18 protein-coding genes and 2 pseudogenes are annotated in these 22,090 nt (G+C 63.6%); 2 read left to right on the top strand and 18 right to left on the bottom strand.

Going from position 1 to position 22,090, the window contains the following annotated elements; translation table 11 throughout:
- Nucleotides 1-167: 167 nt before the first annotated feature.
- The 16 genes and pseudogenes from AC3FOF_RS35650 to AC3FOF_RS35575 all read right to left on the bottom strand — a co-directional run bounded on the left by AC3FOF_RS35650 (nucleotide 168) and on the right by AC3FOF_RS35575 (nucleotide 19,250).
- Nucleotides 168-1,013 (bottom strand): class II glutamine amidotransferase, encoded by an 846-nt coding sequence (locus AC3FOF_RS35650; protein ID WP_276263958.1) that lies wholly within the window; start codon nucleotides 1,011-1,013, stop codon nucleotides 168-170.
- A 445-nt stretch (nucleotides 1,014-1,458) separates the two neighbouring features.
- Complete coding sequence (locus AC3FOF_RS35645) at nucleotides 1,459-2,046, bottom strand: hypothetical protein (protein WP_488729279.1); 588 nt, start codon at nucleotides 2,044-2,046, stop codon at nucleotides 1,459-1,461.
- A gap of 139 nt (nucleotides 2,047-2,185) precedes the next feature.
- Nucleotides 2,186-2,635: a hypothetical protein gene (locus tag AC3FOF_RS35640; RefSeq protein ID WP_488729278.1), complete on the bottom strand. Its 450-nt coding sequence runs from the start codon at nucleotides 2,633-2,635 to the stop codon at nucleotides 2,186-2,188.
- A gap of 131 nt (nucleotides 2,636-2,766) precedes the next feature.
- Nucleotides 2,767-3,366: a PqiC family protein gene (locus AC3FOF_RS35635; RefSeq protein WP_346430240.1), complete on the bottom strand. Its 600-nt coding sequence runs from the start codon at nucleotides 3,364-3,366 to the stop codon at nucleotides 2,767-2,769.
- Between the two features lie 2 nt (nucleotides 3,367-3,368).
- A complete protein-coding gene (locus AC3FOF_RS35630) occupies nucleotides 3,369-4,991 on the bottom strand; it encodes an MlaD family protein (protein ID WP_017225658.1) in 1,623 nt (540 codons plus the stop codon).
- Nucleotides 4,984-6,242, bottom strand: a pseudogene (locus AC3FOF_RS35625) (paraquat-inducible protein A). Before AC3FOF_RS35625 ends, AC3FOF_RS35630 begins: the two are co-directional and overlap by 8 nt.
- The gene (locus AC3FOF_RS35620; RefSeq protein WP_488729277.1) at nucleotides 6,239-7,687 is read right to left on the bottom strand and encodes an efflux transporter outer membrane subunit; all 1,449 of its coding nucleotides are present in this window, start codon (nucleotides 7,685-7,687) and stop codon (nucleotides 6,239-6,241) included. The pseudogene AC3FOF_RS35625 and the gene AC3FOF_RS35620 overlap by 4 nt, the downstream one beginning before the upstream one ends.
- A gap of 1 nt (nucleotide 7,688) precedes the next feature.
- Complete coding sequence (locus AC3FOF_RS35615; protein ID WP_488729276.1) at nucleotides 7,689-10,904, bottom strand: efflux RND transporter permease subunit; 3,216 nt, start codon at nucleotides 10,902-10,904, stop codon at nucleotides 7,689-7,691.
- A 13-nt stretch (nucleotides 10,905-10,917) separates the two neighbouring features.
- Nucleotides 10,918-12,210 (bottom strand): efflux RND transporter periplasmic adaptor subunit, encoded by a 1,293-nt coding sequence (locus tag AC3FOF_RS35610; RefSeq protein ID WP_488729275.1) that lies wholly within the window; start codon nucleotides 12,208-12,210, stop codon nucleotides 10,918-10,920.
- A gap of 266 nt (nucleotides 12,211-12,476) precedes the next feature.
- Nucleotides 12,477-13,070, bottom strand: a complete 594-nt coding sequence (locus tag AC3FOF_RS35605) for a lipid-binding SYLF domain-containing protein (RefSeq protein WP_017225662.1) — start codon at nucleotides 13,068-13,070, stop codon at nucleotides 12,477-12,479.
- A gap of 147 nt (nucleotides 13,071-13,217) precedes the next feature.
- A complete protein-coding gene (locus tag AC3FOF_RS35600) occupies nucleotides 13,218-13,604 on the bottom strand; it encodes a response regulator transcription factor (RefSeq protein ID WP_017225663.1) in 387 nt (128 codons plus the stop codon).
- A 117-nt stretch (nucleotides 13,605-13,721) separates the two neighbouring features.
- Nucleotides 13,722-14,366, bottom strand: coding sequence for a response regulator transcription factor (locus tag AC3FOF_RS35595; RefSeq protein ID WP_488729274.1), 645 nt, complete (start codon nucleotides 14,364-14,366; stop codon nucleotides 13,722-13,724).
- Nucleotides 14,363-15,781 (bottom strand): PAS domain-containing sensor histidine kinase, encoded by a 1,419-nt coding sequence (locus tag AC3FOF_RS35590; protein ID WP_488729273.1) that lies wholly within the window; start codon nucleotides 15,779-15,781, stop codon nucleotides 14,363-14,365. The genes AC3FOF_RS35595 and AC3FOF_RS35590 overlap by 4 nt, the downstream gene beginning before the upstream one ends.
- A gap of 468 nt (nucleotides 15,782-16,249) precedes the next feature.
- Nucleotides 16,250-17,590 carry an ArsB/NhaD family transporter gene (locus AC3FOF_RS35585; protein ID WP_488729272.1) on the bottom strand — a complete coding sequence of 447 codons (1,341 nt, stop codon included), beginning with the start codon at nucleotides 17,588-17,590 and terminating at the stop codon, nucleotides 16,250-16,252.
- 31 nt (nucleotides 17,591-17,621) lie between these two features.
- The gene (locus tag AC3FOF_RS35580; protein WP_035808917.1) at nucleotides 17,622-18,659 is read right to left on the bottom strand and encodes an amino acid ABC transporter substrate-binding protein; all 1,038 of its coding nucleotides are present in this window, start codon (nucleotides 18,657-18,659) and stop codon (nucleotides 17,622-17,624) included.
- A gap of 225 nt (nucleotides 18,660-18,884) precedes the next feature.
- A complete protein-coding gene (locus AC3FOF_RS35575; RefSeq protein WP_488729295.1) occupies nucleotides 18,885-19,250 on the bottom strand; it encodes an EF-hand domain-containing protein in 366 nt (121 codons plus the stop codon).
- A 247-nt stretch (nucleotides 19,251-19,497) separates the two neighbouring features.
- Here AC3FOF_RS35575 and AC3FOF_RS35570 point away from each other — a divergent pair, with 247 nt between their 5' ends.
- Both AC3FOF_RS35570 and AC3FOF_RS35565 read left to right on the top strand, forming a co-directional pair.
- Nucleotides 19,498-20,583, top strand: a complete 1,086-nt coding sequence (locus AC3FOF_RS35570) for a calcium:cation antiporter (RefSeq protein ID WP_488729271.1) — start codon at nucleotides 19,498-19,500, stop codon at nucleotides 20,581-20,583.
- Between the two features lie 147 nt (nucleotides 20,584-20,730).
- Nucleotides 20,731-20,874, top strand: a pseudogene (locus AC3FOF_RS35565) (IS5/IS1182 family transposase); the annotation flags it as partial.
- Nucleotides 20,875-20,977: 103 nt separating this feature from the next.
- Here AC3FOF_RS35565 and AC3FOF_RS35560 read toward each other — a convergent pair.
- Both AC3FOF_RS35560 and AC3FOF_RS35555 read right to left on the bottom strand, forming a co-directional pair.
- Nucleotides 20,978-21,238 (bottom strand): hypothetical protein, encoded by a 261-nt coding sequence (locus tag AC3FOF_RS35560; protein WP_017225671.1) that lies wholly within the window; start codon nucleotides 21,236-21,238, stop codon nucleotides 20,978-20,980.
- A 404-nt stretch (nucleotides 21,239-21,642) separates the two neighbouring features.
- Nucleotides 21,643-21,876: a hypothetical protein gene (locus AC3FOF_RS35555; RefSeq protein ID WP_017225672.1), complete on the bottom strand. Its 234-nt coding sequence runs from the start codon at nucleotides 21,874-21,876 to the stop codon at nucleotides 21,643-21,645.
- Between the last annotated feature and the right edge of the window lie 214 nt (nucleotides 21,877-22,090).

The raw sequence follows: 22,090 nt of genomic DNA, 5'->3' as shown, positions 1-22,090 counted from the left end.
CTGGAGCAAACGGTCTGCGCTGTGGCGCGAGCGCATTGCACAGCATGGTGCCCGGATCCTTGGCGACACCCGAGTCGGGCCGCCCTAGCGCCCACGCAGGCCAGGAACCGCGTACGTGCTCATATCGAGGTGGACCATTGCGCTTGCGGCGACCCTAACGTTGCGCCCTACATCGACTGGTCCGGGAGCCGCGGCAAGAAGCGCTTGTGCTCGATTTCGCCGCCCCGGGCAACCAGGATGGTCGCCTCGGGAATCTCCTCCCACACCTCCTGCACGTCGATCAGCGGCTCGGACAGCACCAGAAAGGCATTGTCGCCGGCGGCGATGATGCGCGGGTCGTTCGGGTAGAGCGCGCGCAACTGTCTGAACGAGGTGCTGTGGAACAGCGAGCGCGAGTCCGCCTCGCTCGAATAACGCACCGCCACGATCTGCTGGCCATCGGTCACGCAGACTGTCATGTTGAGCGGAAACTCCACGTCGTAGCGGTGGCCGACCTCCTCGATCAGCCCGGCCATCTGCTCCAGCGCGCCGCGCGGATCGCGCTCCAGGCCGAAAGTCAGGGCCAGGAAGAACATCACCTCGGAATCGGTCGATCCCTCGATCCAGCGGAACAGGTGCGGCGCCACGGCCATCATCAGGTCGCGCCGCACGAGAGGATATTCGCGGATCAGGCCGTTATGGACGAACAGCCAGCGGCCAAAGCGGAACGGATGGCAGTTGGTCTCCTGCGTCGGCGTGCCGGTGGCCGCGCGCACGTGGGCGACGAACAGCGGCGCCCGCACCGCCCGTGCCGTTTCGCGCAGGTTGGTGTCGTTCCAGGCCGGGTGCAGGCAGCGGTAGCGGAACGGCACCTCCGAGTGACGTCCGTACCAGCCGACGCCGAACCCGTCGCCATTGGTGGTGGTATGACCCAGCCGCGAATTCAGGCTCTGGTCGATCAGCGAGTGTTCCTGCTGGAACAGTACCGTTTCCAGCGCAACGGATTTGCCCGAGTAGGCCAGCCAGCGGCACATGATGCTTCTCCTCGACAAGTGCGGCCCGGTGCCTTCCGGTCCACTTTCCAGTTGTAGGACGGCGACGCGCAAATGGCATAGCGCCCGGAAGATCCTGACTGGCCTTGTAACTTCTCATCCCCCGGGGCAGCCCCAGGGTATTGAGAGCTTACCGCACCTCCGGCTAACCGTTTGATTTCAGATCGGAAGCCCCTTCACGGCGCGCCCCGCTTTTCCCGCGATGGGCATCCGGAGATGCTCCACCGTCTGCCCGGCATTGACCACCCGCTGCAGCCAGTCCGGCACGGGGCCGCGACCATCCTGCCCTGCCCTTGCGCGTTGCGATAGCACACCGTGCCAGGCGATGGCGCCGGCGACGTCCTGCACCCTCACCTGGCCCCCCGCCAACTCAGCGCGCAGGTCCGCTGCCGCCTGCCCTAGAATCCGTCCAGCGTCCGGCGGGCGCCTACTTCCCGGTAGCCGGTTCCACAGCGATCGCCACGGCTTCCGTGTAGACAGCCTCGACCTGGTCGCCCTGCCTGATGTTTTGCAACTGCGCAGGATCCTCTACCAGCAGATCCACCGTGTTCCCCATCGGCCCTTTCAGCGTGACCATCCTCTTCTCGGCGTTCACGGCGACGACGTTCGCCATCACCGTCACTTCCCTCCCGATCGTGCCGCCGGGCTTTGCTCCGGGAGCCGAGCGTTCGATCACTTCGCGCTCAGCGCTCGAGCGCAGGCCGTGGCCCTTTTTCAGGCTCAGCGAAATGGCCTCCCGATACTCGGCGGAGACCACGTCGCCAAGCTTGATCTGGTCGAAATTGCGCACCTCCTCGCCTGCTACGAGCTGCTCCACCCTGCCTTTCCGATCCTTCAATGACACGGTCCGGGTGGCGGCATCGATGCCCACCACGGTAGCCGTCACCCTGGTGATGCCTGTCACGGTCGCCTGGCCCGGCGCTTTCATGACGTCCACCCTGGTTTCCGGCTGAGCCATCGCCGCGGTCGCCGCCAGGGCCAGCGCCGCCATGAGCAGGGATATCTTGCTCTTCATGTCGCTCTCCTTTGCCCCCCAAAAGCCTCGCCACGCCGCTCCGGCGGGGCCAATCAGGACGAAAACTTCGAGATGCGCAAGCAACGCATCGACGACTCGATCGGCATGCCGTTGTACCAGTCCCACTGGCCATCGTTCCCTATTTGACCGTATAGCCCCGGCCTTCCATGCAAGCGGCATATGCGCGGTTGTAGGTATCCATGCTGCCTTGGGCAGGTTGCTGCGCTGCCTGCTGGTTCCTCCGTGCCCGCGCCCCGCCGGCCATGGTTCCGGCCACGGCGCCCGCCGCGGCGCCCTTCCCCGCGTCACCCGCGATGGCGCCGATGGCCGCACCGCCGGCCGCGCCCCGCGCGGCACCTCGCACGCGCTCGCCGCCACCCGCCGGCCCGGATGGCGGTGCCGCCGCTACCGCGGCCGGATCGACACCTGTGCTGTTCTTTGCCCATACATAGCACTGGCCGTCATCTTTCTGCTGCTGCTCGGCGCTCTGGCCCTTGGCGGGGTAGATAATCGGCTTTGCCTGCGCGAGGCCGAGCGACAGCGCCGCGACGGCAACGGCATAAACCCTGCGTCTGTTCATTCCGTTCATGACGACTCCTTCGTGATGGCGCACCGCTGCGCGATGCCTTGAACCCGCCTGGCCATCCGCGCTGCCGACGCCCGCAGTGATCCGGTTCGCGACACCGGCCAAGCCATGCCGCAGCCGCTCATGGGCGCGATTCATGGCGCGCCGCTTTGCCGGATCGCGGTGGCAATATCCCGGCTCAGCGTTGCCACGTTACGGCTATGCGCTGCCACCATGGCGCCATAATCCTTGCCGGCAACCCGTTCCTGCGCAAATGTGCGGCCGCTCAGCACCGCCGCACCATTGGGTGGGCGCACCGACCACAATGCCTCGACCGTGGCCGTTTCGCCCAACGACGATTCGAAACGCAGCACGTCGATCCGCACCCGATAACCACCGGTCGATCCTTTACCCTGCTCGGTCGTGGATACACGTGCATCCGCCAGCAGTTGTGCCAGGTCGCCAGCGACCGCGCGCTGGATCTCGCTCTTGAGCGGTTCTGCCCAGCGTGCGAACTCTGCCAGGCGCACCTCGTTGACGCCGACCCGCGCCACGAGCTGCGGCCGGTCGACCGTCTCGGGTACGGTCACCGGCGCGACCAGGACGCTGATCGCCTCGCCGGGCACCGTGCCCGCGCTGCCGCCCTCAGACGCGGCCGCCGGACTGAGCGTGTAGAACTTCGCCGTTGGAGATGCCGCGCAACCGGCGAGCGTCCCGATCGCAATCGATACGGCAAGCAACAGGATGGCTCGCATCATCATTTCCCTTCATCCGATTTACCGCGGATCAGCGCTTCCGGATGGCGTTCCAGGTAATCGGCCAGGTTGCGGAACGCCGCTGCCGTGCGTGAAAGCTCGCGCATCACGTCGCCCGCATTCTCCTGGATCGCCGAATCGGGCTGCATGGCGAGGTTGGCCGAGTCGAGCGCCTCGCGTGCCGCCGCGAGCGTGCCGCGCGCCTGCGGTATCACCTCCGCGTCCAGCCGGTTGAGCAGCGTATGGGCATCCCGGATGGTCTGCTGCATATCGTGGCCCATGCCCTCGATCGGCAGCTTGTTGAGCTTGGCCAGCAGCGCCTCCACCGATTCCTGCAGCGGCTGCAAGCCACCCGGAACGGTAGGTATTTCGGCCGGGGCCTTGCTCCAGTCCACCGCAGCCTTGGGTGCGTTCGGGAAGAAATCGAGCGCGATATAGAGTTGCCCGGTCAACAGGTTCCCGGATCGCAGCTGAGCACGGAAGCCTCGTTCGACCATCGTGTCCAGCATGGCCTTCTTGTTCCGCGCGATAGGTCCGCCTTTCTGCCCGGACGCATAGCGTCCGGTGAACCGTTCCGGATAGAAGTGCACCTCGACCGGAATGCTGAACTCCTTCTTGACCGGATCGAAACGCGTATTGATGGCCGCCACCTCGCCCACCACGATGCCGTGGAAATCCACCGGCGCACCCACGCTCAGGCCCCGCACCGAGGATTTCGTGAAGTTGAATACATAGGTCTCAACGATTCGTTCCTGGCGCACCATCGACTCCAGGCGCGTGTGGAACAACTTGAACTGCGCGTTCGCCGGGGCAGGCGGGAGCCCGGCCGAAGCCGGCAGGCTCTGGAAGGCCAGGCCGCCGACCAGGATCGCCACCACGGATTGCGTCTCGAGCTTGATGCCGGCGGCATCGATCGATACATCGACGCCACTGGCTTGCCAGAAGCGGGTATCTTCATTCACGTACTTGTCATACGGTGCATTGACAAAGACCTTCAGCGTCACGCCGTTGCCGTCCGGATCCAGTTCGTAAGCGGCAATTTGCCCCACCTGCAGGCGGCGGAAGAAGACCGGCGAGCCAACGTCCAGCGAGCCGACATCCTCGCTCTTCAGCACAAACTGACGCCCGGGCACGTCGCTGCCGAACACGGGGGGTGTTTCGAGTCCGACATAGTCGCGCCGCTTCGCCGTCGCGCTGCCGACGTCCATGGCGACAAAGGAGCCACCCAGCAGCGTGCCGAGGCCCGAGACCGTACCGCCCGAGATACGCGGCCGCACCACCCAGAAGCGCGAATCCGCCACCAGCAGTCTCTCCGCACTCTTGCTGATTTCCGCGCTGGCGATCACGTTCTTCTGGTCCGGGGATAGCGTTACGCTGCGGATCAGGCCGATGTCGACATCCTTGAACTTGAGCTTGGTCTTGCCCGCCTCCAGCCCTTCGCCGGTCCTGAAGCTGATCGTGATCGTCGGCCCGCGCTCCAGCACGGACTGGACGGCCAGTCCCACGCCGATCAACACCGCTATCAGTGGGATCAGCCAGATCAGCTGCAGCCGCCAGCGCGCCTGCGGTGCCACCACGGCCTCGGGAAGCGCGTCGGGATCCGGCAGGTCGGGAGGGCTAGCCATGATGGTCCTGCGGTTCGTCCCAGATCAGGCGCGGGTCGAACGTCATGGCGGCGAACATGGTAAGCACGACCACCGCGCCGAAGGCGAGCGCCGCCGGCCCCGCCTTGACTGTCGCCAGCGCGTCGAACTGCACCAGCGCCACCAGGATCGTGATCACGTAGATATCCAGCATCGACCACTTCCCGACAAACTCGACGATCCGGTAGATGCGCGCGCGCTGGCGTGGCAGCCACCTTGAGCGGCGCTGCACCGAAATCACGAGATACAGCAGCGCGAGGATCTTCAGCATGGGCACGGCGACGCTGGCGATGAATACCACCACCGCCAGCGGCCACGAGCCCGAGACCCAGAGGTATACCACCCCGCTGAGTATGGTGTCCCGCTGCGCGCCGAACAGGGAACTCGTATCCATCACCGGCAGGACATTGGCCGGGATATACATCACGATGGCAGCAATCAGCAGCGCCCAGGTGCGGGCAAGACTGCCGGGCTTGCGCAAATGCAGGCTGGCGCCGCAGCGCGGGCAGTGCGCATGTTCCGCTGAGGGTGTCAGGCGCGCCAGCAATCCGCAACTGTGACACAGCGCCAGCCCATAATGCGCCGCCGAGACATGGGAGACAGGAGGCACATGACCGTTGGCGTTCATCGCGGCGCTCCCAGCCTTGCCCACACATCACGCGAATCGAAAGCGGCGCTTGCGGCCGCCAGCAGCAGCATGAGCGCGCCGAACGACCAGATCGCGATGCCCGGCACCACCCCGGCGATATGCGCCAGCTTGACCACCGCCACCAGCACACCGATGATCAGCACCTCCGTCATGCCCCAGGGCTTTGTCAGATACAGGAGCCGGAACAGCAAGTCGGGCCGCCACGGTGACCGGCGTAGCCGGATCGGCAACAGCAGATAGCTCATCGCGGCCAACTGCAGCAATGGCATCAGGATGGTCGTCACGAGCACCAGTGCCGCCATGGGCCACATCCCGTCCAGATACAGCACGCGCACCGCGCCATACAGCGTCGTATAGACGACGTGACCGCTGAGTGCCAGACCAATGATCGGAAACACGTTCGCGAGAACGAACAGGACCAGCGCCGCCAGCGTGCAGGCGAGCGCCCGGTCGATGCTCTGCGGGTGGTAACGATACAACTCTGCGCCGCAGCGCGGGCACCGCACAATACCGCCGCGCGGCATGCGCGGCTCCCGCAACAGCAAGTCGCACTCGTGGCAGGCCGTCAGCGCGAACCGTGTCATGGCGAACTCTCCATGGTGGACTTCGGCGGGGCGGCCACGCCGGACATCCGGTCGGCCTCGACCACCCAGCCGCCGCCCATCGCCTTGTAGAGGTTGACGATGGCGGTAAACACCAGGCCCTGCGTCTGCGTATAGCCGAGCTCGGCGTTGAACAGGCTGCGCTCGGCATCCAGCACCTCGATATAGCTGGTGTAGCCCGCCTCGTAGCGCAGGCGCGCGAAGTGCGAATACGAACGCAGGGCATCGACCTGGCGCCCCTGTACAACGAGCTGCTCGCGCGACTTCTGCGCCGTGACGAGCGCATCCTCGACTTCCTGGAAGGCAACCTGTATTGCCTTCTGGTATTGAACGAGGGCCTGTTGTTGCTGCGCCTGCGCCTGCTGCACCTGGCCCCGGATGCTGCCCGCGGTAAAGATCGGCTGCGCCACGGAGCCGGCATAGGTCCAGATCCGCGCCGGCCCGGTAAACAACGTCGAGAACTCCCGGCTGGAAGTGCCGAACAGGCCGGTCAGAGAGATCGACGGAAAGTACAGCGCACGCGCGGCGCCGATCAGCGCATTGGCGGCCACCAGGTTCTGCTCCGCCTGGAGCAGGTCCGGACGGCGCTGCAACAGGCTGGACGGCAGCCCCGCCGGCACCGCCGGCAGTTCCAGTTGACCCAGATCGCGGCCGCGGAGGATGGGCCCCGGGTTACGCCCAAGCAGCACCGACAAGGCGTCCTCCTGCTGCGCGATCTGCGCTTCTATCTGCGGAATGGTCGCCAGAGCGGCTTCATACTCGGACTGATTCTGTGCCACCTCCATCAGCGCCACGGTGCCGCCTTCATAGCGTTGCGTGAAGACCTTGAGCGAATCGGCGCGGCTCGCGGTCGTGGCCTTGGCGATCTCGAGCTGCCTGTCGAGGTCCCGCAGATTGACGTATGCGGTGGCAACCGACGCCACCAGGGTCAGGATGGTTGCGCGCCGCCCTTCCTCGCTCGCAAGCAGGTTGGCCCGGGCAGCCTCGGTCTGGCGGCGCAGCTTGCCAAACACGTCGATTTCCCAGGATGCCGACAACGCGGCGGTCAAGGTGCTGAACTCGGGCCCGATACCTGGCGGCACGGGCGTCGCTCCCGCCCGGCTGATGCGCTGGCGCTGGGCGTCGAACGACGCGCCAACCTGCGGAAACAGCTGCGCGCGGGTGGTCGCGAACTGGCCGATGAACTGGTCGACCCGTGCCGCGGCGATCCTCACATCCTTGTTCTCCGCGAGCGCGGCCGCCACCAGTTCATTCAGCACCGGGTCGTGGAACTCCTCCCACCATAGCGTGTTCGCCACGTCCTTCGCCTCGCCGCTTTCAAAGCGGAATGCCTGCGGCGTGTCGATCGGAGGCCGTTCATAGTCCGGCCCCAGCGCGCAAGCGCAGACCATCAGGGTCGCGATCGCCAGGATGGAGTGGGCACGCATGTCAGCGATCCTCATGGCCGCCAGCCAGCGGGCCGGTTGCCACTGTCCCACCGCTCACCTCCGGTGCGCCAGCCGAACCGCCGCTGCCCGCCTTTTTGCCGCCGCGCCTGTCCGTCATCGACTCGATGACGTGATAGAACATCGGAATGAAGAAGACCGCGATCACCGTGGCACCGAGCATGCCGCCGATCACACCGGTGCCGAGGGAGTGCCGGCTGTTCTGGGAGGCGCCCAGTGCGATCGCCAGCGGCACGCAGCCCAGGATGAAGGCAAGCGATGTCATGATGATCGGGCGCAGGCGCTCGCTGGCCGCCGTCATCGCCGCGTCATACACGGACATGCCCCCTTCCCTGTTCAACACGGCGAACTCGAAGATCAGGATCGCGTTCTTCGCCGCCAGCGCCACCAGCATGGTCAACCCGATCTGGAAATAGATGTCGTTGGTCAGCCCACGCAGCAAGATCGCCACCAATGCGCCGAACAGCGCGAAGGGTACCGCCAGCAGTACCCCGAACGGCAGGCTCCACTTCTCGTATTGGGCAGCGAGGATCAGGAACACCATCACCAGGCCGAAGCCGAATACCAGGGCTGAAGTGCTGCCGGACTGCTGCTCCTCGAACGCCTCACCGCTCCACGCCACGCCGAAATCGGACGACATCACTTGCGAGGCGACCTCCTGGAGCGCCGCGATCGCCTCACCGGAACTGCGGCCGGGCGCCGGGTTGGCGGTGATCTTGACTGCCGGGAAGTTGTTGAAGCGCGTCACCAGATCCGGCCCGGTCACGTACCTGGATGTCACGACAGCCTTGAGCGGCACCATGTCGCCGGTCCTGCTGCGCACGAAAATCTGCGCCAGATCTTCCGGCGTCAAGCGGTAGCTCGGCTCCGCCTGCAGGATCACCTGCCACAGACGGCTCAGCTTGTTGAACTGCGACACATAGAGCGAACCGAAATTCGTCTGCATCGCGCTATAGACATCCTCGACCGGAACGCCCAGCGTTTCCGCCTTGTCGCGATCCACGTCGACCAGCAACTGCTGCGACGACGCGTTGAAGGTGGCGGTGGCACTGGCAATCTCGGGGCGTTGATTCGCCTTGGCGATAAAATCCCCGACCACCGCCGCAAGCTGGCTGTTGTTCGCGTCGCCCTTGCTCTGTATCCACATCTCCATCCCGCCCGTGGTGCCGAGCCCCGGAATCGACGGCGGGTTCACCGGCAGGATCACGCCCTCGGGTACCTTCGACAGCGCCTGGTATGCCCCAACGATGACTGCCCTCGCGTTCTGGCTGCGAATATTCGCGGATTTGTAGCGCTCGTCGAAAGACCTCAGGCCGACGAAGAAGGCTGCCGCATTGTTCTTGTTCTGGCCGTCGAGAAGGCTGTAGCCATCGACCACGGCGATACCGCTCACGGCCTCCTGCTTCATGAAATACTCGGCCGCGCGCCTGGATACGTCGCCGGTGCGATCAAGACTCGCCGCGTCCGGCATCATCACCACGCCGAGCAGATAGCCCTGGTCCTCCGGCGGCAGGAACCCGGTCGGGGTCGACTTCATCAACATGACAGCGATCGCGATCATGCCCGCAAACAGCAGCAAGGCGATGCCGGAGCGCTTGATCACCAGCGCGACCGCGCGCGAGTAGCCGGCCGTCATCCGCGCAAACTTGGCGTCGAACCATGTGAAGAAGCGCCCCTTCTCATGATGCCCCCCTTTCAGCACCACGCCCGCCAGCGCCGGCGAGAGCGTCAGCGCAACCACGCCGGAGATCGCCACGGATATCGCGATGGTGATGGCAAACTGCTTGTAGAGCTGCCCGGTGATGCCGCCCAGGAACGCCACCGGAACAAAGACCGCGCTCATCACCAGCACGATTGCCACCACGGGCCCCGCCACTTCGTCCATCGCGCGCTTGGCAGCCTCTTTCGGGCTCAGGTGATGCACCATCATGTTGCGCTCGACGTTCTCGATCACCACGATCGCGTCATCGACCACGATGCCGATCGCCAGTATCATGCCGAACATCGTCAGCATATTGATCGAGAACCCCAGCACGCTCATGCCGCTGAACGTGCCGACGATCGACACCGGGACCGCGAGCACCGGAATCAAGGTGGCCCGCAGGCTCTGCAGGAAGATGTACACGACCGCCACGACCAGCACCAGCGCCTCGACGAAGGTTTTCACCACGTCCTTGATCGATGCACGGGTAAACTCGGTCGTGTCCATGACGACCTTGTATTCGATGCCTTCGGGAAAGGCGCTCTTCATCCGAGCCAGCGTCTCGGTCACCTGCCTGGAGACATCCAGCGCATTGGCGCCAGGCTGCTGCCATACCGCCAGCAGCGTAGCGGGCTTGCCCTGGTAACTGCTGCGGATCGAGTAGTCTTTTTGCCCCAGCTCGGCCCTGCCCACGTCCCTGAGCCGGACGATCGCGGCACCGCCACTGGCGGCACGTATGATGATGTTCTCGAACTCTTGCGGCTCGGTCAGCCTTCCCGAAGTCGTGACGGCAAACGATTGCTCGACCGGCCTGCCAGTCGGCGACTGGCCGATACGGCCCACCGCGAACTGCTGGTTCTGGTTGGCGACCGCCCGCTGTACATCCGAGGCCGTCACCTTCAGCTGCGCCATGCGGTCCGGCTTGAGCCAGATCCGCATCGCGTAGTCGGGAGTGCCGAACACGCTGGTCTGGTTGGCGCCCGGGATGCGCTTCAGCGCGTCGAGCACATAGATATTGGCGTAGTTGGCGATGTAGGTGGGATCGTAGCGATTGGTGGGCGAGTAGATCGCTATGACCATCATGAATGCCGACGACTTCTTCTGCACACTGATGCCCTGGGCCTGCACCGACTGCGGCAATTGTGGCAACGCGAGATTCACCCTGTTCTGCACGTCCACCTGCGCAAGCTCGGGATTGGTCCCGATCTCGTAGAACACGCTCAGCGAATAGCTCCCGGTCGAGGAGCTCGACGAGTTCATGTAGATCATGTTGTCGGAGCCATTGACCTGCTGCTCGATCGGCGCTGCCACATTGTCGGCCACGACATCGGCATTCGCGCCCGGGTAATTTGCCGCCACGGTAATCTGTGGCGGCGTAACGTCAGGGTACTGCGCGATCGGCAGGGCGAGCATCGCCACGGCGCCCGCCAGGGTGATGACGATCGAGATGACGGATGCAAAGATCGGACGCTCGATGCAGAAGTGGGAAATGTTCATGGGACTTGGCCGGTTACGGCTTCCGGGCCGCGTCTGGCTTGGCAGACCCAGCCACCTGATTCTCGGCCGGCACCGCGGCCGCCGCCTTCGGGGCTGGCTGCGTGCTACCGCCGGTTGAGGCCGCAGGTGCCCCGGCGATCTTGAGTGGCGCGCCAGCGGCGACACGGATCGCGCCGTCCACCACAATGCGCTCGCCGGCGCGCAAGCCTTGCTCGATGAACCAGTCGGCACCGTGCCACTCGCCGACATCCACCACTCGCTGCCTGGCCTGCTTGCCATCCGCGTCGATCACCCAGACGAAATGGCTCTTGGCACCCTGCAGCACCGCGCGCTGCGGCACCAGGATCGCATTGGGCTTGCTCGCCCCTAGCACCCGTGCCCGCACGAACTGCCCGGGACGCAGCGTTCCTTGCGCGTTAGGCAGCACCGAGCGCACGAGAAAGGTGCCGGTTTCCTTGCTGTAAGACGGGTCGGCAAAGTTGATGTGGCCCCGGATAGGCAATATCGAACCGTCGGCGAGAATGATCTCCACCTCGAAATCATTGCTCGCGGGAAACCGCAGCAGTCCCTTGGCGACCTGATCGCGATAGCGCAGTACCTCGTTCTCGGAGATGCTGAAGTTGACCCACATCGGGTCAAGCTGGGACACGTAGGTCAACAGCCCGGACTCTCCTGGCGTGACGTAGCTGCCGTCCTGCTTGCGCGCATAGCTTGACACGCCGCTGAGGGGGGTGGCGATGGTGGTGTAACTCAGGTTGAGTTGCGCGGTCTGGACCTGCCCTTGCGCCGCTATCACCGCGGCCTGCGCCTCGCGCTCGCTACCGATCGCATCGTCGAGATCCTTCAGGCTGACTGCGTGTTGCTCGGCCAGCGGCTTGACCCGCGCCAGGTTCGCCCTGGCCACGGTCAGCCGCGCCTGCTGTTGCGCGAGCTGCCCCTTTGCCGTCTGGAGGGCGGCTTCGAATGGCTTGCGATCCATCTGGAACATGGTCTGGCCAGCCCGCACCAGCTGGCCTTCGGTGTAGAGCCGCTTCTCGAGAAACCCCTCCACCCGCGCCCGAATCTCGACCTCGCGCGAGCTCTGGGTCTGCGCGACAAACTCGAACGAAATCGGCGTATCGTGCGCGCTCACCGTCATCACGGTGACTTCCGGCGGCTCTCGCGGCGGCAGGCCGGCCGGCTTGCCGCATCCGGCGAGCGTGACAACCACCGCGGCAGCAAGCGCCCACCGGGAACCGGCAAGGCATGCCTGCCCATGCCCACCGAGCGAGGAACCCGTCCTGTTCTGGAACGATGGATTCACCATGGGAGTCTCCGCGCGACCGCTGTTCGAAGCCACATCGGCATGCAGGCGTCGGCCTGCCCTGCTTTTACGCCGGGCGGGCGGAACGGGAGCCATGCCGGCGGCCGGACGTCCATCCCTGGCAGTTCATGCCAGGCGACCGCCGCCACGCTCCAATCCGCGACGGAGGGGCTCGCCGGCCGGCACCCGGGCTGATCGCGCCCACGGCAAGACCGGACAGAGACTACCCTCACGCTCGATGCGCAAGCCTGTCGAACATCGTTGCTGTCTTAGCGATTCAGCCTCGTAATCTTCTGGCCTTGCAACCCCAGCCCGGCCATCAAGCCTTTCTGGTCAAAGATAAACGCATAGATATCGGATTTCAGCGTCGTCGTGGTCATCGACTTCGCCGTACCCGCATCCATGACGACAACGCTCGGGCCGACACCAACCGACCATCCATCACTCTTGTACAGGTAGGCCAGCGCCGAATCGCTCATGAAGAACAGCGATTCCCCGAATGACTGCGCACCGGCCTGCAGACCATAGGAAAGCGCGGTGGCGTTGTAATAGCCGAGCGTCTTCCCATCGCGGCTGAGCAGCACGCCGTTTCCGCCTTGCGCGCCCACGATGAGGCCCGCCTTGAGGATGTCCGGGAAGACCAGGATGGCAACAGCCTTGTCGTTGATTTCAGTGGCCTTCGGGTTGGTCGAAAGCAGCTGCTGTAGCGCCGCGCGCGCGTCCTTGTCCAGCTTGCTGTTCTCGCTTGACGACGCGGCGCTCGTGCTGGATGCGGACCCGGACATGGTGTTGTCGGAGGTCGAGCACGCTGCCGCGACGAGCAAGATGGGGATGAATAGCATGCTACGGACGTACTTGATCATGATGCGCGCTCCTTTTGTCGAGTACCAACGCATGAGTGAACTGCAAGCCTGCCTCGAATCCGCTTGCCGTGAATTCCATATTGGCTTTGGCTTGCGCTTAAGGCAATTGGCCTTTGGTCCCATAGCGGTCCCATCGCCTCTCCCCGGTCAGGGCGGCGGGCCCAGGCCAAGGGCGCTGCGTACGGTCCTGACGAAGAGTTCGTCGTTGAAGGGCTTGCGCAGGTAAGCCGCCGCGCCCGCCGCCAGCGCCTGTTCGCGCACGGCAATGTCGTCGTACGCGGTGATGAAGATCACCGGCATGCCGCTGCCCGCCAGGCGCTGCTGCACTTCGAGCCCGTTCAGGCCCGGCATCTGGATATCGAGAATCACGCAGTCCGGGCGATACGAGGGCAGTGAGGAAACGAGTTCGAGGAACGCCTCACCACTGGCAAACGCGTCGGCCTGCATGCCGATGGAGCGCAAGAGTCGTTTGATGGCCCGGCCCACCGATTCATCGTCATCGACGATGGCGACGAATGGCTTGACTTTGCTCATTGTGCATGATCCCGCTGATAGCGATTCTCCCGAAGGAATGCCCTACCAACTGAAGAGTAAGGGAGCCTGGGAAATGCGGCTATTGGACCTTGGTCCAAGCGGGCGGCCTGCCGTGCCTCAGCGCTTCGGGGCTTTGAGCTCAGAACCGGGCAGGCGGGCCTTGTCGGCGATCCGGACCAGTTCGGCGAGCGAATGCGCCCCCATCTTTTCCATCACTCGCGCCCGGTGCACCTTGACGGTCTTCTCGACGGTGCCAAGTTCGCAGGCAATCTGCTTGTTCAGCAAACCTGTCACGACCAGCGCCATGACGTCCCGCTCCCGGGGCGTGAGCCGCTCCAGGCGACTGCGGATGGACTCGAATTCCCGCCGGCTCTCCCTTGCCTCGATCGCGCGGTCAAGCGCCTGTGCGATCGCGCGCAGCAGGTCACGGCCCTCCACCGGCTTTGGCAGGAAGTCGGATGCGCCGGCCCTCAGCGCGCTCACGGTCATCGGGATATCGCCATACCCACTGATGAAGATGATCGGAAGCACCGGACTCGCCGCATTCAGCTCGCGCTGCAGCTCGAGCCCGCTGAGATCGGGCAATCGCATGTCCAGCACCAGGCAGGCGTGCTGGTCCGCGGCGCCATCACGTTGAAGAAATGCGCGTGCGGAATCGTATGCCTGTACCTGGTATCCCGCGGACTGGATCAAGCGCGTGAGCGCACGCCGCACCGAATCGTCGTCGTCCACCAGATAGATGACAGGACAGGGGTCGCTCATGGCGCTTTGCCAGCATGGCTTGCCGCGGGCCTGACCAACGTAGGCAAGATGAAGGAGAACGTCGCCCCCTGCCCGGCATTGTTCTCGGCCCAGATCCGCCCGCCATGCATCTCGACGATCGATCTGCTGATCGAGAGCCCGAGGCCAAGGCCGTCCTTCTTCGAAGTCATGAAGGCCTTGAATATCTCGCCGAACTTGTCGTCACTCAGTCCGCATCCGTTGTCACGCACATTCACGCGCACCATGCCAGGGCTGTCCCTCTCTACGCAGATGGCGACCTTGCGATCATGCAACAGGCAGTGTTCCATCGCGTCAAACGCATTCAGTAGCAGATTGAGCAACACCTGTTGCAACTGGACCCGGTCGCCGGGCACCATCGGCAGGCCGGCTTCAACGCGCAGTGCCACGTCGATGCCGCGCACGATGGCATCGCTATGCAGTAGCTGCATCACGTCACGCACGACGCTGCCAAGTTCGAGCGGCACGATCTCGAGCTCGCTCTTCTTGACCAGTGCACGAATGCGGCGAATCACTTCGCTCGCCCGCTTGTCGTCCTGAACGATATCCTTCAGTATCTCGCGCACCTCATCAAGATCGATCGGATCCGCCGCCATGAACCGCAGGGCGGCCTGCACGTTGCTCAGGATCGCCGTGAGCGGCTGGTTCAATTCGTGCGCGAGCGATGCCGTGAGTTCCCCCAGGGTGGATATGCGGGCCAGGTGCACCAGCTCCTGCTGCTTGCGATGTTGCTCCTGTCGCTGGCTCGAATCGACGACGGCGAGCACCGCATGAGCGTTCCTGAAGCCAAGACGATTGAACCGGATCTCGGCGAGAAACTCCGTCCCGTCCTTGCGGCGCGCGCATAGTTTGAGTTCCTGCCTGGCGCCCCTCCCGGCTTCATACCCGCCATCGACCACGTTCGCGCCACCATGCGACGCATCATGGTCCTTGATTGGAAAGCGTGGAATCAGCATGCTGGCGGCCATTCCCGGCAACGCTTCGCGACGATAGCCAAAAAGCCTGCCCGCCTGCTCGTTTGCCAGCGAGACATTGCCATCATGATTCAGCACAAGGATCGCTATCGGCAGGAATTCCAATGCGCTGCAGAACTCGCCTTCGGTCTGGCTCAGGCGCTTGCCGTCGCCATCCAGAGAGGGTGCGCGAGGCGGCCGGCGCAGCCGCTCGAACCACTGGACGGCCTTGCCGCCATGGACACTGGGGGTCTCGTTGCCGATCGGTGTCTGGCATGGTGTCGCACGGCGGCGCATTGCCGTGCCCCGCGTGGCAGCGCGCCACACGGCGAAGCGTTTGCGTAGCGCAGCCTGCGCGTCTCTGAGCAGGCCCGGGAATAGGTAGCGCGCGGTGAGGGTGATGGACACCGCGAGCAAACCAGTGGCACGCCAGATGATACTCATCGGCGCCGCTCCTCCATAGCCTGCGTCGGGAAGCCCAGGTTGCGGGGCGCAAGCATCACGTTGCAGCGAACCATCACCTGCCCTCCCCGCGGCACGTGCCCCCCGCTGTTGCAATCGATGCTCTGACCGAAGCGGAAATCCTTCGGATAGCACTCCGCAAGTGTTGGCTTTCGCTATCCGGGTGACGGTAAAAGCGCCCCGGCTCATCAAACGCATCGAGGCGCGATTCCGGGTTGAACGACGATCCGAAGCGGATCTGTGATTGGAACCTGATGCTGGCCGGACATTGCGCTTGCGCCGAGCCGGCAGCTACCTGCTGCACAATGCGTAAATGCATCGTAGACGCTGGCAGGCAGCATGTAAATGTGCAAAACCGGCGCTGGCGGCGGGCTCTGGGCGAGACCCTGCGGGCACATCCGATGAAGGGACCGAGGCGCGCGCCTTCGCTCGGTTGGGCGCGTTCCAGCTTCAGCGCAGCAACCACGCGAGTATGACGACGTACAGGGCCGACACTGCCAACTGGGCAACTGTGATGGGAAGGCCATAGCGCAGGAAGGTGGCAAAGGTGATTGGCTTGCCATGGCGCGAACAAATGCCGGCGGACACGATGTTGGCGGAGGCACCGATAAGCGTGGCATTTCCGCCCAGCGTTGCACCAAACATCATGCCGATGAAGACCGGAATCGTTGAGGCCGGCCACTGGGAGAAGTGAGTGCCAAGGGCCGCTTCCGGCACCACTTCTGCCGCCACCAGGTAGCCTTTGATGATCAGGATCGACGCCGCTGCCACCGGCACATTGGCCAGCAGGCTCGAGAGCAGGCCGATTCCTGCGATCATCACCAGGGCAACAAGCGTCAACTCGGTACCGAAGGACGCATAAAGCCGCATCGCCAGTTGCTGAAGCACCCCGGTCTTGGTCACCGCCTGCACCAGACAGAAAATGCTGCCCAGGAACATCAGTGTCTTCCAGTCGACGTCCCGCAACACGTTCTCGGTCGGTTCGACTTTGGCGCCGTAGCCGACCAGCAGCGCCAGCGCTCCCGCGATGACAGCGACGGCCGGTGGCACAACGCGTGTTGGCAAGTCCTCGCCGAAAACAAAGAGCGCCACCATCACTACAAGCACGGCCACGCAGAACATGGCGTAGACAGGTCGGGCCAGCCGAGGCAACGGCGTGCGCGGCGGAAGCATCCGCCGAAGGCGCCAAACATCCCGCATCAATATCGGAAAGAATGGCACGACGACAGCCAGCGCCATGATTCCACCCAGGCTCGCGCGGCGCAGGTACTCACCGAAGGTCATGCCGATCGAGCTTCCGACAAGAAAGGTCGCCGGATCCCCCACCAGCGTCAGCAGGCCAGCGGAGTTGCTCACAATCGCGGTCAGCACCATGGGCCCGACGATGTCCGCCTCCAGGGCGACGGCAACCCGGATGATGACAGGCGCCAGCAAGATGACAGTCGTCGCGTTGGGCAGGACCGCGCACAGCGGCGCGATCATCGCGACCAGCAACAGCAGGAAACGCTTGCCGCTGCCACCGGTGGCCCTCAGGAGCATGTCTCCCAGCAGATCAAAGAGCCCGGTGGTGGCCAGCACGCGGGCAACCACCATGCCCCCGAACAGCAAACTCAGCGGGCCACCGGAAGTTCGCGTTGCGCTGAGCAGGTCGTCCTCGTTGAGGATGCCGAGCGCGATAAGCAGGCACACTCCGATCAGCGCGGCGATCGCCATGTCGATCACGTTGAAGGCGATCGCCAGGATCACAGCCGCAAAGACGGCGAGGACGGTATGGATCTGCAGGTCGCTCATGCTGAGGGTCCACCTGTCGCATCTACGGCGTCTATCGGATCGGCGGCGCGTACATCAAACCGCCCTGGGTCCAAAGCTGGTTGAGGCCGGGCTCGAGATTGAGCGGGCTGTGCGCCCCAAGATTGCGATCGAATGCTTCCCTGTAGTTGCCGACGCTCCGTACGGCACGCACGACCCAACCGGGATCGACACCGATCGCCCTGCTGATATCGTCCCCCGGGTCCAGCGCGCTCGCCACCACGGGATCGCTCATGCGCATGCTCACGTTCGCCTGGGTGACCCCATTTCTCTCGGCGGCGATCAGCGACAGGAGCACCCAACGTACCAGCGTCAGCCAGCGCTGGTCGTCATCGCGCACGACAGGTCCGACGGGCTCCTGCGAGATCCGTTCAGGCAGGATCACGTAGTCCCGCGTTCCCTGGGGCGCACGCAGGCGTGCGGCAGCAAGGCGCGCGGCATCGGCGGTATACGCGCGGCAGCGTCCCGCGAAAAATGCATCGCCCACTTCGCTCACGGAGTCGATGACCAGCGGCGTCACGCGCAATCGCCTGGCGGCAAAGTACTCCACAAGATGCGTCTCGCTGGAAGTACCTTTTTCGACACACACGGTGGCCCCGGCGAGCTCGTCGACGGTCTTTACGCCGCTCCGCCTGGGCACCATGAATGCCTGGCCGTCGTAGAAGATCACCCCGGCGAACTGCACGCCCAGCGTGCTCTCGCGGGCCAGCGTCCAGGTCGTATTCCGGCTGAGGATGTCTACCACACCCGTGCGCAGGGCGGGAAATCGCGCCGATGCCTTAAGCGGGACGAACGTGACCTTTTCTGCGTCACCCAGTGCTGCCGCGGCGACGGCATGACAGAAATCCACGTCGATACCCGACCAGCGCCCCGCGGCGTTCTTCGTTGAAAAGCCCGGATTCCCTTCGCTCACGCCACAGCGCAATACGCCGCGAGACCTCAACTGAGCCACGGTGTCCCCGTTCCCGGCGCCCGCCGGCAGGGCAATGGCCACGAGCAACGAAAAGGCACCCGGGAAGATCATCCCAACGACGCGCCTAAGGTGTGTCATGAACACCTCCGGGGGACTGCCACGGATGAAGGGCGAGGGCTCTGGCCAGATGCGCAGTCATGCAGAGCACTGACGCGCCCACATCTCGTCCGCCCCATCGCACGTTTCGGGGCGGTCAACACGCCCAGCCGCGAATTTACGCCGGCGCCGTTCGCAGATCGGAGCGTCGGACGGTCCAATCCGGATCCGGGGCGGCTTCGGCCGTTATCCCAGCGGGGCAACAGGTCAGTTCCAGATGGGATTCTCCTTCTGCATCTGTTCCTTGGTCTTCGCCTGCCAGTACGCACCGATTTGACGTTCTGTTACGTAACCCCGCTTCCTGGCATCGATCTTGTCAAAGTGCTTGTACACCTCCGGCATACCCGCCTTGGCTTCTTCGCGGGTCAGTTTCCCGTCATGGTCGACGTCCGCCGCCTTGAAACGCTCGGCAATCATGGCCTTAGCTTCGGCGACGGTCGACGGCGCTTTCGGAACCTGGGTTGATTCTGCTCCTTGCTGGCCTTTCGATTCCTGCATCTGCTGCGCGCTCGCACCGGTAAAAGCGAGCGCTATCGCAACCAAGCCAACAGCGGACAATTTACGCGCGGTCATTTCCATCTCCTCGAACATTCGTGGTTCCACATTGTCTTCTTGCGAAAAATTCTTCGCCAAATAAAATTCCCTGCAAGCCAATGCACACAGGAAATTCTAGGCAGTCAAGCCCCGCTTACCAACACCTTTGTGCAACGGGAAGGGCATTGCCAAGGTATGCTTGTTGTGCACTGCAGCCGCCGATCGTCTCCGTTCGCCCCGTGCGGACATCCGCTTCAAAAAGCACGAACGGAAGGAGAATGCAGAGATGATGCTTACATCCAGCAAATTGCCTGCATGGACGATCGTTGCGCCGTGTGTCGCCTTAGTCACGCTGGCTGCCGGCGCATTGCTGTCCGGCCAAGGCTGGCTGATCGCGCTGATGGGCATCGCACTAGCCGGCTCGGTCTTTGCGAGCGTTCATCACGCCGAAGTCGTTGCCCACAAGGTCGGCGAGCCGTTCGGTACGTTGGTGTTGGCCCTTGCCATCACGGTCATCGAAGTGGCGCTGATCGTCTCGGTCATGCTCTCTTCCGGCCCGGAAAATGCGGGCCTTGCGCGCGACACCGTGTTTGCGGCGGTGATGATCATCTGCAACGGCATCGTCGGGCTGTGCCTGTTCGTAGGCGGCCTGCATCATCGCGAACAGGCCTTCCAGGCGCCGGGCGCCAACGCGGCGATGGCCGTGCTGGCCGCGCTGCTGGTGCTGACAATGGTGTTGCCGAGCTACACGAGTTCCATGCCAGGGCCGATGCTGACGCCCGCACAACTGGGCTTTTCAGGCGTGATGTCGCTGGTGCTGTACGGATGCTTCATCTTCGTGCAGACCGTACGCCACCGCGACTACTTCCTGGTGGAAGGAAGCTCGGATGAAAACGAGCACCTCCCCCCGCCGCCTGCGCGCGTGGCGCTGGCAAGTGGCGTGCTGCTGATTGTCTGTCTGGTGGTGGTTGTGGGGCTCGCCAAGTTGCTGTCACCGTCGGTGGAGAACGCCATACTTTCCGCAGGCGCTCCGGCGGCCGTGGTTGGTATCGTGATTGCCGCGCTCGTGCTGCTGCCCGAATGCCTGGCGGCATTGCGCGCGGCGCGCGGCGATCGCATCCAGACGAGCCTGAACCTGGCACTGGGCTCAGCGCTAGCCAGTATCGGCCTGACGATTCCGACGGTCGCCGCGGTCTTCATCTGGACCGGCCAGCCGCTTGTGCTGGGGCTCGGTGGCAAGGATATGGTATTGCTATTTCTGACGCTGATCGTGCTGACGCTGACCCTCGGCATGGGCCGTTCTACCATCCTGCAAGGCGTGGTACACCTCGTGATCTTCGCCGCCTACTTGTTCATGTCAATAGTTCCATGAGGGCAATCTCGGCGCACTTCAATCTGCGCTATCGGACACGCCTGACGACGAAAAAGGCTGAAGGAAAGACTGATTTGTTCAGAACGAAGGTCATCGTTGGGTGGCTTTTAAGCGTTGTCATGTGTATGCCCAAGAGATGAGTCGGAGATGACGCGGCAGATCGGTTTTGCGGAAGCGGAAAGCCATGGCAAGAAGCGCGTGAATCGTCGCCAGCGCTTCCTGGCGGAGATGGAAAGCGTGGTGCCCTGGCAGCGTCTGATAGCGGCGGTCGAGCCGTACTACCGGTGTGGTCGCGCCGCAGGCTGGTAGGCTAGATCCCCGTCATCCTAGATACCCTTGTCGCCATCGGACGTGACCGAGTTCAACTTCGGCGGCGAGAAACTGCACCTATCGCTCATTCCAGCTTGTCGAATGCGCCGGCTCCCAGATCTTTGCTGAAGTGCTCCACCCAATCTGTCTCGTAACCGATAGGGTATTCCCGCGTAACTCGAGTTGATCGTCTGGTTACGGCGACATAGCCCTGCAGACCAAAGTTCTCATCGCCCTTTGGGTCCGTCGTATCGGTTTCGGCAAGCTCGAAATCATGTTCTGCCAGACCGTTATGCTGCAGGACAGCAAGAAATGCCCGTTGTTCGTCGGGCTCAATCAGTTTCATTGTTGGCTCCTTGTGCGCCCAACGCGGACGTGGTGGCTTCGGGGACAAGCCTCAGGTTGGTCGGCACCGCTCCATCGCCCAGAGGGGGCGCGCTCGGGCGCGTTCTCGTGGCCTCAGATGGGTACGCAGTGCCTGCAAGCATCATGGTTGCGGACTGTGGGGTTACAAAGTGACCACGCCTTCATCGTAGACCTATTTGTTGGCCTCTGGCAGCAAGTGATCTCTCATCATCACAGTAGCGCTACCCTTAAGGGAGACAAATACCGGAGCGGCGAAATGGACGGCATTGATTCAGAAAGCACCTTCTGAGGCCTTCCCTTGACCCAGGAGCACAAGCGTTGAATCCCAGGCGGCGCGCGAATCGTGCCGAGACTTATTCAGACGTTTCCGGCTGCGAGGGCGTGTTATTCGACACCCAGAATGACATCGATTGCGGCTCTGCCAGCCAATTCTGCGATCAGATGCGCCCACCGACGAGAAAACGGCCCGCCGTGTAATTTGATGCGCTCCCCGATCGCTGCAACACCGGGGGGTCGAAGCGGACCACTGATACTAAACCATGCATCGAACATGTCCTCGGATGTACTCACCAGATCCACGTGAATCGCGAACCCACGATATTTGGTAATGCGCTCCATGACTATCTCCTGGTGCTTGGAAGGATCCTGGCAGCACGCTGCGGCGCCGGACGAATTGAGTGTGGTCGGAACTGGCAAGGTCAAGCGCATTGAAGCGCTGTCTGGCGGTCGACGATTTCGCCTGATCGGGGTGGGAGGATGGGACCTTCTGCAAATTGTCGCACCGGACGCGGAACCTCGGGGCAAGCTAGTGTCTTCCTATGTACGACAAGGT

It is taken from the genome of Cupriavidus sp. 96C5-1 (genome assembly GCF_057798855.1).
The sequence above is the reverse complement of the archived record's forward strand: the minus strand, read 5'-3'. Positions and strand labels throughout refer to the sequence as shown.